Origin of the sequence: Pseudomonas citronellolis, from assembly GCF_029335315.1 — a bacterium.
Classification (GTDB): domain Bacteria; phylum Pseudomonadota; class Gammaproteobacteria; order Pseudomonadales; family Pseudomonadaceae; genus Pseudomonas; species Pseudomonas citronellolis_A.
Window position 1 is genome coordinate 1 of sequence record NZ_JARJLT010000015.1, and the last position, 259, is coordinate 259.

The 259-nt window shown below is 62.5% G+C and carries 1 protein-coding gene; it reads left to right on the forward strand.

The features are described 5' to 3' along the window. Positions 1-259: ImcF-related family protein (locus tag P3W75_RS00845; RefSeq protein WP_276225473.1), on the forward strand; the 259-nt coding region annotated here is incomplete at both ends.

Genomic DNA, 259 nt, shown 5'->3' on the forward strand with positions numbered 1-259 from the left:
AAGGCCCGTTTGACCGAGCGTTACTTCCAGGATTTCAGCGCCGCCTGGCTGGCCTTCCTCAACAGTATCCGCTGGCGCAAGGCGGAGAACCTCACCGACGCCATCGACCAACTGACCCTGATCAGTGACGTACGCCAGTCGCCGCTGATCGCGCTGATGAACACCCTGGCCTACCAGGGCCGCACCGAAACCAGGGGCGAGGCCTTGGCCGACTCGTTGATGAAGTCGGCGCAGCAATTGCTGGACAAGGACAAGCGGC